General features: G+C 49.7%; 14 protein-coding genes. 4 read left to right on the top strand and 10 right to left on the bottom strand.

Going from position 1 to position 12,475, the window contains the following annotated elements:
- The first annotated feature begins 32 nt into the window (after positions 1 to 32).
- Positions 33 to 584, top strand: coding sequence for a TIGR00725 family protein (locus tag VF260_06340; GenBank protein ID HEX7056799.1), 552 nt, complete (start codon positions 33 to 35; stop codon positions 582 to 584).
- 45 nt (positions 585 to 629) lie between these two features.
- Here VF260_06340 and VF260_06345 read toward each other — a convergent pair whose 3' ends face one another.
- Positions 630 to 1,016: a hypothetical protein gene (locus tag VF260_06345; GenBank protein ID HEX7056800.1), complete on the bottom strand. Its 387-nt coding sequence runs from the start codon at positions 1,014 to 1,016 to the stop codon at positions 630 to 632.
- Between the two features lie 107 nt (positions 1,017 to 1,123).
- Positions 1,124 to 1,435: a helix-turn-helix domain-containing protein gene (locus VF260_06350; GenBank protein HEX7056801.1), complete on the bottom strand. Its 312-nt coding sequence runs from the start codon at positions 1,433 to 1,435 to the stop codon at positions 1,124 to 1,126.
- Positions 1,436 to 1,570: 135 nt separating this feature from the next.
- On the opposite strand from VF260_06350, the gene VF260_06355 reads away from it, so the two are divergent.
- The gene (locus VF260_06355; protein ID HEX7056802.1) at positions 1,571 to 2,104 is read left to right on the top strand and encodes a YceI family protein; all 534 of its coding nucleotides are present in this window, start codon (positions 1,571 to 1,573) and stop codon (positions 2,102 to 2,104) included.
- Between the two features lie 1,175 nt (positions 2,105 to 3,279).
- Here the strand turns inward: VF260_06355 and VF260_06360 are convergent.
- Complete coding sequence (locus VF260_06360) at positions 3,280 to 4,167, bottom strand: nucleoside hydrolase (protein HEX7056803.1); 888 nt, start codon at positions 4,165 to 4,167, stop codon at positions 3,280 to 3,282.
- 118 nt (positions 4,168 to 4,285) lie between these two features.
- Between VF260_06360 and VF260_06365 the strand changes: the two genes are divergently transcribed.
- Positions 4,286 to 4,483, top strand: a complete 198-nt coding sequence (locus tag VF260_06365) for a hypothetical protein (protein HEX7056804.1) — start codon at positions 4,286 to 4,288, stop codon at positions 4,481 to 4,483.
- Here VF260_06365 and VF260_06370 read toward each other — a convergent pair.
- The 5 genes from VF260_06370 to rlmD form a co-directional block, all read right to left on the bottom strand.
- The gene (locus VF260_06370) at positions 4,473 to 5,183 is read right to left on the bottom strand and encodes a M15 family metallopeptidase (protein ID HEX7056805.1); all 711 of its coding nucleotides are present in this window, start codon (positions 5,181 to 5,183) and stop codon (positions 4,473 to 4,475) included. The two genes, VF260_06365 and VF260_06370, sit on opposite strands and share 11 nt — an antisense overlap.
- A gap of 103 nt (positions 5,184 to 5,286) precedes the next feature.
- Positions 5,287 to 5,811, bottom strand: coding sequence for a VanZ family protein (locus VF260_06375; GenBank protein HEX7056806.1), 525 nt, complete (start codon positions 5,809 to 5,811; stop codon positions 5,287 to 5,289).
- A 39-nt stretch (positions 5,812 to 5,850) separates the two neighbouring features.
- Positions 5,851 to 7,089, bottom strand: a complete 1,239-nt coding sequence (locus VF260_06380) for a HAMP domain-containing sensor histidine kinase (GenBank protein HEX7056807.1) — start codon at positions 7,087 to 7,089, stop codon at positions 5,851 to 5,853.
- On the bottom strand, positions 7,086 to 7,751 hold the full coding sequence (locus VF260_06385; protein ID HEX7056808.1) for a response regulator transcription factor: 666 nt from the start codon (positions 7,749 to 7,751) through the stop codon (positions 7,086 to 7,088). Before VF260_06385 ends, VF260_06380 begins: the two co-directional genes overlap by 4 nt.
- 137 nt (positions 7,752 to 7,888) lie before the next feature.
- Complete coding sequence (rlmD, locus tag VF260_06390) at positions 7,889 to 9,325, bottom strand: 23S rRNA (uracil(1939)-C(5))-methyltransferase RlmD (protein HEX7056809.1); 1,437 nt, start codon at positions 9,323 to 9,325, stop codon at positions 7,889 to 7,891.
- A 1,009-nt stretch (positions 9,326 to 10,334) separates the two neighbouring features.
- On the opposite strand from rlmD, the gene VF260_06395 reads away from it, so the two are divergent.
- Positions 10,335 to 10,508 carry a hypothetical protein gene (locus tag VF260_06395; GenBank protein ID HEX7056810.1) on the top strand — a complete coding sequence of 58 codons (174 nt, stop codon included), beginning with the start codon at positions 10,335 to 10,337 and terminating at the stop codon, positions 10,506 to 10,508.
- Here the strand turns inward: VF260_06395 and VF260_06400 are convergent.
- Positions 10,480 to 11,496, bottom strand: coding sequence for an ABC transporter permease (locus VF260_06400; protein ID HEX7056811.1), 1,017 nt, complete (start codon positions 11,494 to 11,496; stop codon positions 10,480 to 10,482). The two genes, VF260_06395 and VF260_06400, sit on opposite strands and share 29 nt — an antisense overlap.
- Positions 11,480 to 12,436, bottom strand: coding sequence for an ABC transporter ATP-binding protein (locus VF260_06405; protein HEX7056812.1), 957 nt, complete (start codon positions 12,434 to 12,436; stop codon positions 11,480 to 11,482). Before VF260_06405 ends, VF260_06400 begins: the two co-directional genes overlap by 17 nt.
- Positions 12,437 to 12,475 lie beyond the last annotated feature (39 nt).

The raw sequence follows: 12,475 nt of genomic DNA on the forward strand, positions 1-12,475 counted from the left end.
TTTCGTACTATTAAGAAAAGGATGTGCAGATCGTGATTCGAATCGGAGTAATCGGACAATCGGGGCAAATCGCGGCAGAAGTGGCGCAATTGGCTGAAGAGATCGGGGCTGCGATAGCCAAACACAAGGCAGTGCTTTTATCGGGCGGCACCAACGGAGTCATGGAGGCGGTATCGCGTGGAGCCAAACAGGCGGGCGGCCTGGTGGTCGGAATTTTGCCGGGAGATACACTGGAATTGGCAAACCCGTATATTGACATTCCGATCAATACCGGGTTTGGCTTTGATTACCGCAGTCTCATTTTAGTGCATTCTTCCGACGCGATCATTATGATTGGCGGCGGAAACGGAACGCTTGGCGAATTGTCGGCGGCGTATTTAAACCGCAAACCGGTGGTCGTGGTCGAAACCTCCGGCGGTTGGGCGGCCAGGGTGAAAGAAGTGGCTTATGAAGGCAAATATTTGGATGTGCGCAAGACGATCACCCTCGACTATTCCGAAAGCGCCGAAACTGCCGTCGAACTGGCTTTGAACAGGGCAAAAGAACATGTTTCGCAAGCTGCGCCAAAGAACCCGGAAGGCTAACAAACGCCGGCTTGCGGATGAATCTGTGGCCAACGCCCCAGACGGTTAATAAAAGAACGGGAAATGCACTCTTCTGATCCCGAAAAACGGGAACCGAAACCGCCGGAAACGGCGAAATCTGCGGGGGTATCCGAAACCGAACGGATAACCTCCGAACGGGTAGCCAAAGGGATAGCCTCCGCCAAACGGATAACCGCCATACGGATACATCCCGCCAAAGGGGTATTGCCGGTCAACGTTGTCATCCATATCGCCGGAAGGGAGGAGCATTTCCAGATAGTCGTCGTCCATTCCGTCGATGATCCCTTCAAAAACGTTTCCGTCTGTCGCCTCGATCTGAACGAAATGCAAGTGCAGATTTTTGCACATGGCGTGCATTTGCTGCTTGTGGTCAGGGGGGGTTGCCATTTGCATTTCAGGCATATTGTGCATGAGCGATCTTCTCCTTTTTTTTGCTGCATTATATGCAACATCTGGGCGTTTGTGCTTATACCCAAAAAAAGATCCGCCGTATCGGTTGATCCGGCGGTCTTCCCGTTTTACTTAACCCACTTATTGCCCCACTTTTGCACTTCATCCATGACCGATTTTAAATCTTTTCCTTTTTCCGTCAATTCGTATTCGATTCTCACAGGCGTTTCCGGATAAACCCGGCGAACGAGCAAGCCCTCCGCTTCCAGTTCCTTGAACCGGTCGGACAGCATGCGGTCGCTCATGCTCGGAATCATTTCCGATATGTCTTTAAAGCGCTTGGGGCCATCCAACAGCGCACGGATCATCAAGCCTGTCCACCGTTTTCCAAGCAGTTCGAACGCAGCCTCGAATTTGGGGCACAGTTGGTGATTATCCAAAAGAATACGCCTCCCTTTCTCTTTATTTTATCATAGTTACTTGACATTAGTAAGTGAAATAATTTAATATACTTACATAAAGTAAGCATCTTATTTTTAACTATTTTATAATGATATTTCAGGGAGGTAAGAATTATGGCAAAGGCAAAATGGGTCGTTGACCAGTCGCACAGCAGCATCGATTTTACAATTCGGCACATGATGATTTCCAAAGTGAAAGGAGCATTTCACGACTTCACGGCGGAAATTGAAGCGGACCCGGAAGATCTGACAACGGCGCAAATTCAGTTCTCCGTGGATTTGAACAGCATCGATACGCGCAACGGCGACCGCGATGCGCACTTGCGTTCAGCCGACTTTTTTGATGTGGAGAAATATCCGAAGATGACGTTCCAGGCGGTCCGCATTGAGAAAAAAGGCGAAGGCGAATATGAAGTAACCGGCAATCTGACGATTCGCGACGTGACGTTGCCGCAAACGTTTACCGTTACATACGAGGGTTCGGGCAAAGACCCGTGGGGCAACGAGAAAGTCGGATTCAGCGCCGCCGGCGTCATCAACAGAAGCGACTACGGTTTGACTTACAACGCTGTGCTGGAAACCGGCGGCGTGCTGATCGGCGATGAAGTGAAGGTTTCGCTGGAAATCGAAGCGTCGAAGCAAGCGTAATGAGCGAAATCGATGTGCAGGCGGGGCGATACGAGTAACATGGGAATCGCCGGAAGTGCCCGGTATGAATTCGCCTGTCATCGCAATGACGGGAAAGGGGACAGCGGGGTTATCCCGCTGTCCTGCTTTGACGTTGCAGATCAGCAAGCACGCGGCCTTTGTAAGCCTCCTCCATTGCTTTGCGCCTTTGTGCCTTCGCGCCTCTTCGCCTTGGCCTCGTATAACGCCTGACCCCGAATCCCAACTTGTCGTGCGAAACTTATCCCCAATCTATTCACATCTTATCCACAAGTTATCCACAAACAGCAAAAGTTTTCCACAGCCCGGAATTGCCCATCGGGATCGCTGTTTCCAAATCTGTGCCGACGCCTCTTATCGCCAGTGTAATCCTCCTGCGCACCTCTAAAACGGGAGAATCACCTTCTTGCCCAATCCTACAATGGGTGGGCCGCCTCCCTTTACAACGCAAAAAGGTGAACCGCCTTCCCGCCAAACGCGAGCGTTCCCCCCTGCTCACCGCGAGCGCTCCCCCTTTGCATACAGCGAGTGTTACCCTCCCGGCGCACCTCTAACGGACGCAGCAGAGGCTATTTGCTGAAAAAAGGCTGATTTGAAATTTTAACGGACGCAGTGGAGGCTATTTGTCGTTTCAATGCCTGCATATCTGGGAAAATGCCCAAATAAGCTCTCCTACGTCCGTTAGAATCAAAAAGGCGGCAATTTGTGCAAAATAAGCTCTCCTACGACCGTTAAAGTTGGCAAGCAGGCAAACCGGCCGGGTTTCCGACAGACCGTACCAGATTCGCTCGTAACATATGGCGAGGAGCCGGAATACGGGGAGAAGTATTCCGCAGATGATAGGGCATGTGCCCTATATCTTTTTTTCAATTAGTCGTTTATAGTAAATATGGAATAACTTAGACGATGTGTAATCCAGATTGGTAGGGATAAGAGAAATGAGCAAGGGGATATTCAATAAATTCCTCAGCAATATCCACGACTTGGATGAGTTTGATTTTATGCGTATGGTTGTTATTCAAAAAAACTAAGAATCGAAGATGTTCAGTGCCGCTCCCTCTGGCGTTGAGCATACTTTCTATACTTTTCTTTTGGTATTGATGATAGTAATATCTTTCTTGCTGTTCAAAAGACATAGTAAATTTACTTATTAATTATTACCCTAACCTGTTTAATGTGGATGACAGGATTTCGTAAAAACGTTCCGCATCTGCTTCGCGGGAAATTTCCACGTTTCCATCCTGTGCTGCCCGAAACGAAGTAGCTCCCATGAACGTTTCCGCCTCGGTTTCAACCCGGACAAAACCTTTTGCAAATTGGCAAACATCGGGGTGAAAAATGCAAACTGCAGCCAACGCGTCATGCAGTGTCAACTTATGCGAACTTTCAAGCCACGCATTTCCAAAATCAAAGACCGCTTTCATCAAATCGGAATCCGGACGAAAAAGTTCCCTCGCTTTTGCTGCCTCTACCGTCAATCTGTCGGTGATTTCAAGCGTAATTGCCCGGTAGATCGCCACTTTAGCGGCAAAAACAATTTTGGATGCGAGCGGATCAGCCCATGAGTTCCAATTGTAATAAGCTTCAGGCAATTGCTCTTTGCCAAAATATCCGTTCATCACATAGAGTCCTTTTAACAGTGAGGGGGCATCGGGATATGTGCTGAACAAAGTTGCAATATTGGTCATGCTTCCAATTCCAAGCAACACAATCTCACGCGGATTAGCCTTGATCATCTCATACATAAATGCTGGCGCATCCGCTTTTTCATAGATGTCGTGTTCCCAGTTTGCCAATGCCGCTGCGCCGTCCGGGGTCGGATATAAAGGGACGGGCTGCAAAGTTGTATCCAATCCGGCCACAATCGGAATATCCTTCCTGACTGTTCTACAAATCGCATTTGCAACTGCCGCCCTCTTCTCCGATTCACCGGACACCGTTGTAATGCCGACTAAATTACACCGCGGCTCTTTTAATAAATATGCCAGGCAAATTGCATCATCAATATCTCCGCCGATATCCGTATCAAGCAATACTTTTTCCAATTGTTGTTGCCTCCCGTGTTAGCTTCTCATCATCAGAATGGCTTCCAGTCCTCGGGAATACAAGGAGAGGTAATTACCATGGCCCAGCGTTCGCTTGCCGAAAGAGGAACTAAAGCCATTGCCGAGTGAGGAAATGCTCGCCCCTTTCCGGTTCGAAAGTCGGAAAGTCAGCCAGGTGCCGCTCGATCCCGCCGCCAATCTTTCTTTCATGTCGTCAGCGCCCGTTATGAGCGAGGGATCCGGCCTTGACACCATCTACGATGACAAATTTACCGTGGAATTTAAGACCGATGTGACGGTGGATGTTAATGAATAAGCCCAAAATACTGTTCCAACGTAATTCCTTTGTCCATAATCGCTTCTGCGGCTTCTATTCCCACATAGCGATAATGCCACGGTTCATATGGGAACCCTGTTACCTCTTCCATCCCTTTTGGATAACGAAGAATAAATCCGTATTCCGCGCAATGCTTGGAAAGCCACTTAAACTGCGGTGTTAATTCGAAATGCTCGTTCCCCTTGGTACCCACGTCAAAGGCAAGCCCTGTTTCGTGCTCGCTCTCACCGGGCTTCGCTGCGGTACCGTCTGTGGTAGTGTTATAAAGCTCCCTCTGCTCTTCGCGCGTTCGGTATCCGCTGGTAATGTAAAACCCGCTCACGCCGTCCTGCTGCGCTGCCGCAAACATGGCGTTCATTGCCTCAAAAACATGCTTGGAAAGTTTTATGTCCGAGCGCATCAGCAGAAAGTGCTTGTTACTTTGTTTGTAAAGATTTACAAGGTTTTCGGGCCGATAATCTTCCGGTAGCGGATTGTCGGCGTTAACAAGCAAGATATCATTTGGCGAATGATTTGTTTGCAAAATTTCTGTTGATGGTAGGTAGCGGAGCTCGGTCTTAATGTTGCTTTGGCCGACGTCGACACTGCCTCCATGATTCCCGTATTTTAAAAAGGATACTGCAACAATGCACAATATCAATAAAAAAAACGATTTTCGCCGCATCCTTTTTCCGCTCATAAAAGTTCCTCCCGTAATAAAAGCATTTGCGTTCATCACGGGTACTATTATGGAGAAACCGCCTGAATTCATCCTGTAGTCTGTCTGTAGTTTGTCTGAAGCATCATCTGGGGCGTCCCATCACAAAGTGGCTCAGATAAAACAGTTGTGCGAAACGCAATACGACACAGACCGTCAATGCTGAAGCGAGAAAATTTATTACCGGAGCAGCTTTGCTTTTAAAAACTTTGAACAACAAGGTATAAATCCCTATTCCGATAATCCCGCCGAGCGTATTGCCAAGCAGGTCGGTTACATCTGTTCTCCCCAATGCAAAGATCAATTGAAGTATTTCATAAGCGAGGGTTAGTCCGGTAATCGGCAGCATTTTTCTCATGAAAGACCATTTGGTTAGTAAACTGATGTAAACCCCAAGAGGTATAAAAAGTAGTATGTTGTAGATAATTTCACGTAGGTTTAAAACTCCATTGTCATCGAATGACCCATGAAACGGAATCAGGTTGATGACTCGCACCGTTTCCGACGCGGAAGAATAAAAAGGCAGTTTGAAAAGGATTACATTTGTTAAAAGCAAGATATATATCATAAGCAACACTATTGTAAGAGCGGTTTGCTTTCTTAGTAGCATCCATAAAACACCTCCTATAGTATGACAAGCATATTCGAATTATGGCGTCCCAATCTGAATTCTCTCTGTAGACGCTTGCGGCAAGTCTATCCAGAACTGTACGCCGTCCCGGGCATTTTCCAAAGCGAACGGTATTCCCATCGCTTCAAGCGTTTTTTGGACTATCGTCAGTCCCAATCCGCTATGACCGCTTTTTCGACTTCGTGCCTTATCAACACGGTAAAACGGTTCAAACAGCTTTGGCAGAACATCATCCGCTATTTTCACACCTGTGTTCAGTACGCTTAGTCGATATTTGTCTGAAACCATCTCACACCAAATCCGAATCTCACCGCCGCTCGGAGTATTCTGCACCGCGTTAAGTACAACATTTGAGAGAGCGCGTTTCAGCATATTGTAGTCGGCGAGAGCGGTCACCCCGCTTGGAATGTTTGTGATGATGCGCAGACCATCCGCTTCCGCCAATGCCTGATAGTTTTGTAAAATGTCCGCGACGATTTGCCCGATGTTCAATTTCTCAATCGCGGGAATAATTTTACCTTCGCTCAGGCTAACAATCTCCAGTATTTCGGAAATCATCTCATTTTGCGAGTCTATGAGTTTCAAGCACTCACGCATGTATTTGGGATGGTCTTTATAGTCTCCAATGTTTGCGAGCATTCCCTCAAGCAATACGCTCGTCGCGGCAATAGGTGTTTTTAGTTCGTGGGAAACCGCCGAAAAGAAGTAACGCTGTGTTTCCGTAAGCTGCTGTTCGCGCTCAATGTCATACTTTAGCTTCAATATTTGCCGCGCATAGATGTACGCCGCTAACATGCTTATCGCAAGTACTGCGATTACTATGACAATGACCCGCTTTGTTAAACTTTTATAGACGTAAATGAGCGAGTCGCCCGGCACCAAGATATCGTATTCAGCACCGCGATACACTGTATACGGCGGAGGCGCGCCGACGCCCGGTGCAGTGTTGCGATCGGTTTCGTCGCCGAATAAATTGGTATCGGGCGTGGCAAAGATCGTATTGCCTTCCTTATCCCTAATAACAAACGGAAGAGATTGGTTTTTTTCGTAAAAGCGCTTCGCTGATTCGACAATATCAGTGCCGTCGTACGTTCCGGTTACGATACGCTGATAACTTCTGGCGATGTGATTAACGTTTTGCGTTCTGTAGTATGAAATGATTTGTGCCGAAAATAAAAACGCCGTCACTCCGACTAATAGCACAGCGAAAACGGTCGTATATAGGAAGGTCTTTACAAATATCCCGTTTCGCCTCATTTCTCGGTTGCCTCCAATCGGTAGCCTACGCCGCGAATCGTCTTGATCATATTCTCAGGCAGCTTCGACCTGATATTTTTGATATGGGTGTGAATGGTGCTTGCGTCACCATCAAAATCGTATCCCCACACACGGGACAGTAAGGCTTCGTGGGTTAGTGTCCTGCCCTTATTTTGCACCAACAGCAAAAGTATCTCGAATTCCTTGAAGGTCAAGGGCAACTCTGTATCGTCATAAAGTGCTGTGAATTCTTCCGGGAGAAGCGTTAATTTCCGATAGTGGACTTCTTTTGCCAGCGCGCCGCTTCGCCGAAGCAGGGCTTCAACACGTTTCAGCAGCAACTGAATTTTAAACGGCTTTGTCACATAGTCGTCCGCTTCCTCATCAAACGCTCTGATTTGGTTTTCGTCATCGGAAAGTGCGGTCAACATCAAAACTGGCGTATTGTTCAGTTTGCGAAACTCACGCAAAAGTTCATGCCCGCTCATGCGGGGTAACATGATATCGAGAATCACAAGCTGATAGGCATTGTCAAAAAACATGGCGTGCGCCTCATCGCCGTCCATGCAGGCGTCTACCTTATATCCCGCTTCGGATAAAAAGGCTTTGACTGTATTGCAGATATGCTCATCATCCTCGACAAGCAGAATTCGTATAGACATAAGCATCCCTCCTGTCGCCGCTCACATCTTTTTGACGGAAAAGGGCGGCGATTTGTAATGTTCATCAACGGGAAGGAAAAAGGATGGGGCTTTTATACAAGTAAATACAAGCTATGCTATTTCCACATAAACAACACTCACTTCATTCGAACCATCAATACTACCGACTCCACATGCGCCGTGTGCGGGAACATATCCACAGGCTGCACCCATTGGAGCTTGAAGCCTTTTGCGAGCAGTACAGCGCAATCCTTGGCCAGCGTGGATGGATTGCAGGAGACATAGACAAACCGTTTCGGGCGGATTTGTGCGATTGCCTGCAGTAATTCCGGTGCACAGCCGGAGCGGGGCGGATCAGCAACGATCACATCGGGGCGAAAACCTTGCTTGCTCCATTGCGGCAGTAATTCTTCCGCTTTTCCCGCGTAGAAGTGCGCGTTCTTCATGCCGTTTGTGTCGGCGTTGCGGCGGGCGTCTTCCACTGCCTCGTCAATGGCTTCGATGCCTCTCACTTCCCGCGCTTCGGAAGCAAGCCATAACGCGATTGCTCCGGTGCCGCAGTAAGCATCAACAACGGTTTCCCGACCGGTTAGAGCCGCGGCTTCTTTGACTTTGTCGTACAGCATCTCAGCCTGCTTCGGGTTCAATTGGAAAAAGGCGCGCGGCGACAAGGAAAAACGCAGGTTCCGCAGCCGTTCCTCAATCGTCTCTTTACCCCAAAGAATCGTTGTCTTTTCGCCAAACACCAGCGGCGTATCGGTCGCATTCACATTATGCGCAATGGTTACAACCTCGGGAAGGGCGCTCCGAACACGCGCGATTAGTTTTTCCGCAGCAGGCAGTTTCTCTTTTTTTGTGATAAAAGTAAGCTGCGACTCCCCCTTGCCGGCAAGGGTCGTTCGGATTACGACAGTGCGCAGGTCGCCGCGTTTGGTCCGCTCATCATAAACAGGCATATTCAGTTCCTGCAAAATCCGTCTGACGGCAACCGCTATCCGGTTGATTGCCGGATGTTGGATGGGGCATTCCTCCATCTCCACAATTTCATGCGTTCCCGGGCGGTATAGCCCAAGTACGGTTTTGCCATTGATAAAGCCTGCTTGCAGCTGAGCTTTCGTGCGATAATGCCAAGGGTTTTCCATGCCGATAATAGGGCGAAGCGGGAGTTTGTCCAATCCGGTATAACGAAAGAAGGCTTCTTTAACCAACTCTTCCTTCGCTTTTAGCTGCCCTTCATAATGCATATGCTGCAATTGGCTGCAGCCGCCGATTTCGCAATTCGGGTTGGCGGGTTTGATGCGGTATGGTGACCTTTTTTCGATAACAACCAAAGATGCGCGAATAAACGTTTTTTCCACTTTCACAACTTTGGCTTTTACGACTTCATCAGGCAAAGCGCCGGGGATAAACACCGCCTTTTTGCGGTAATATCCGACGCCTTCCCCGTTAATGCCGATGCGTTTGATTGTTGCCACAATGATGTCGCCGGTTTTTATTTGTTCGGCGTTGCTTGTTTCCGCCACGATGATTGGTTTTGCCGCCAATTTGCGACGAGGTCTCGGTTGATTGGGCATCTGCATCTCTCCGTATCACAAATTAAATGTGCCTTAACTATATCATGGACGGGATGCTTTTTGCATGTTTTAGCGCTCGGGCTGTAATCGCATCGCTTGTCGGTTGATGTATTATTTTAACACAAAATGGTCCGGCGTGATTGCCGGGCTGCCATTCTAACGGACGCAGGAGAGATTATTTTGCGCAAATTGCCACCTTTTTGATTCTAACGGACGCAGGAGAGCTTATTTGGGCATTTTTCCAGATATTCAGGCGTTGAAACGACAAATAGGCTCTACTGCGTCCGTTACATTTTCAAATCAGCCTTTTTTCGGCAAATAGCCTCAGTTGCGTCCGTTAGCGTTAGACGGGAAGTGTGAACACCCGTGTTGCGTTAGGCGGGAAGGCGCTCCATTCGTTTTAGAGTTGAGTAAGGAGGCGGTCTCCCACCTATTTTTAGCGTCGTGTAGCGAGGCTTAACATTTACTAAGTGCAAGTTCTGGAAGCCGACCGCCATAAAGAACATATCCGCTTGCCGATTTAGGCGGTGATTCGCAGCGTACGAGGTGCTATAATGGCATTTTTGCCGATATAGGCGCGGATTGGTTCCGCATGGTGTGCTATATCGGCATTTTTGCCGATATGGGCGGTGAATCACTCCGCACGGGGTGCTATATCGGCATTTTTGCCGATATAGGCGGTGATTCGCAGCGCACGAGGTGTTATAACGGCATTTTTGCCGATATAGGCGCTGGATCACTCCATATGGTGTGCTTTATCGGCATTTTTGCCGATATGGGTGCCGATTCGCTGCAAAGGGAACGGGTAGCGGTGCGGTGGAACACGGGTCTGTGGCGTGCGGCGTCAACGGTCGGTGGAACATGGGTCTGCGGCGTGCGGCATCAACGGTGCGGAGGGACGGGATCGCGACGCGGTGGGGCACATGCTTGCGGGGCATGGCGCCAACGGTGCGGTGGAACGCGGGCCCGCGGCGTGTGGCGCTGATCGCACCAGCCGGCAGAAGCGAGGATGGCCGCAAACGCTACGCTGAAAGTCGCGCATGCGATCGTCGAGCGCTACGCCGAAAGTCGCGTACGCGAAAACGGCCCGGCGCAGATGCCGAACCGTTTTCCCGACCGCAGCTCTCTCTTTTTCCTATCCGCAAAAAGCGAGTTTATCTGGAGCGAATCTCCTGTCGCATAAACCAAACGTAGGCGATGGCAAAGCAGATTAGGGTCGCGGCGATCAGCCCCGTTAGCTGCGGCCACACCAACAGCAAGCTTTGCCCCAATGGCAGCGGTCCGGGAAGCGCGCCGTAAGCTTGTTCGTATGTGATCAAACCCAGGGCGCGCGTCTCCGGCATTAACAGGGTTTGCGTGGCGTCGCTGAACAGCTGGCTGGGCGAAAGCCGCGACAAAAACTGAATCGTATGCGCGTATCCCAGAATCTCATCGGTGCTGGCGGTTTGCGACGGCGCCAGGGCGTTCCCGATCAAATTGATGATCATCGAGTAAAACACCGAGAAGAACAGCCAAACGCCGATGCCCGACAACGCCGATGTAGCCGGCTGGCGAAACCGGACGGAAAACAGAATCGCCAAATTAAGCCAGAACGCTACATAAAATACGCTTAGGGCAAGAAAAGCCAGCAACCGCAGAAATTCTTCCGGGGTCGGCGGAATGCCGATGTTGAACAGCCCCAAACCCATGGTCACAAAACCGAGGCCGAAAAAGAGAATCGCGATGATGATCAATGCCGCTGTGAATTTCGCGTTAATAATGTAATCGCGATGGATCGGCTGCGACATAATGCGGGACAACGTGCCTTTGTTGCGTTCCGAGTTGACGGCGTCAAAGCCCAGCCCGATTCCGAGCAACGGGCCCAAGAAGCTGATGAACGTAATAAAATTGGGCATTGTGCCGTCCGATAAAGTAAACAGCTTGAGAAACAGGAACGAGTTTAAGCCGTCCTGGCTCGGATCGACGCTGCGAATGCCGGAAAAGGCGGTATAAAGCGAGCCGATGCTGGTCAACAGCATGATCCCCACGAGAATCAGGAAACGCCAACTCGTAACCGTATCCGTTATTTCTTTATGCACGATCACCCAAAACGGATGAACCGGCTTGTTTTTTTCTTTCCGACCGGCTGCCAGTCGCTGCAGCCATTTGCTCCATTTAGCGGCTTGTTCCACCGGTATCCCCCCCTTCGAAATAGCGGTGGTAAATTTCATCCAGCCCGTATTGTTTTTTGTTCAAATGGTACAAGGAACAACCCGATTCGATAATCAATTTGGGAAGTTCGCTCGCGATATCGCGCGAACAACCGACAATAAACAGGCCGTTCTGTCTGTCGATCCGCAGCACTTCCGGCAGCGATCGCAATTTTTCCGCCAACAATTCCGACTCCGGCTCCACGCCCACTTCGAGCGTGATCATTTGCTCGACGAACAGTTTTTTCGCCAACGTCTCAATGTCTCCGACGGCAAGCAGATTGCCGCTTACGAACAATCCGACGCGGTCGCAAATTTGCTGGACCTGGTGGAGATGATGGGAGGACAAAAGCACCGTGATTTGCTCGTCGCGGCTCAGTTCCTTGATCAGCGTCAGCAGCTCGCGTACGCCTTCCGGATCGATGCCCAGCGTCGGTTCGTCCAGGATGATGATTTCCGGATTTTTGATCAACACATCGGCAAGTCCAAGCCGCTGCCGCATACCTCGCGAGTATGCGCCGACTTTTTTGCCGGCGGCGTCGGTCAACCCGACACGCTTCAGAAGCCGCTCTGCTCTAGCCTGTGCCTCCGCGTTGCCCAAACGGTTGAGCCGGGCCGTATAAAGCAGGTTTTCCAGGCCGGTCATATCATTGTAGAAGCCAATTTCGTCGGGAAGATAGCCGACTTTGCGCTTTACTTCAATCGGCTGCCGGACAGAGTCTATTCCCAATACCCGGATTTCCCCCGAAGTCGGCTCGGAAAGCCCCAGCATCATCAAAATCGTCGTCGATTTTCCGGCGCCGTTGGGTCCCAGCAAACCGAATATTTCTCCGCGTTCGATGGTCAGCGTCAGATTGTTGACCGCCGTTTGCTCGCCGTATCGTTTGGTGAGATTTTTCAATTCGATGACGGATTCGGCCACGGTTACCTCCTCCCGTAAGTGCGGATTAAGTAGTAGATC

This window comes from Bacilli bacterium (genome assembly GCA_036381315.1).
Lineage (GTDB): Bacteria > Bacillota > Bacilli > Paenibacillales > KCTC-25726 > DASVDB01.

Bases quoted from the DNA above. Each gene is read 5' to 3' on its own strand.
- VF260_06375 (HEX7056806.1), bottom strand. From the start codon at position 5,811: ATGCTACTAAGAAAGCAAACCGCTCTTACAATAGTGTTGCTTATGATA.
- VF260_06380 (HEX7056807.1), bottom strand. From the start codon at position 7,089: ATGAGGCGAAACGGGATATTTGTAAAGACCTTCCTATATACGACCGTT.
- VF260_06370 (HEX7056805.1), bottom strand. From the start codon at position 5,183: ATGAGCGGAAAAAGGATGCGGCGAAAATCGTTTTTTTTATTGATATTG.
- rlmD (HEX7056809.1), bottom strand. From the start codon at position 9,325: ATGCCCAATCAACCGAGACCTCGTCGCAAATTGGCGGCAAAACCAATC.
- VF260_06385 (HEX7056808.1), bottom strand. From the start codon at position 7,751: ATGTCTATACGAATTCTGCTTGTCGAGGATGATGAGCATATCTGCAAT.
- VF260_06355 (HEX7056802.1), top strand. From the start codon at position 1,571: ATGGCAAAGGCAAAATGGGTCGTTGACCAGTCGCACAGCAGCATCGAT.
- VF260_06395 (HEX7056810.1), top strand. From the start codon at position 10,335: ATGGCCGCAAACGCTACGCTGAAAGTCGCGCATGCGATCGTCGAGCGC.
- VF260_06345 (HEX7056800.1), bottom strand. From the start codon at position 1,016: ATGCACAATATGCCTGAAATGCAAATGGCAACCCCCCCTGACCACAAG.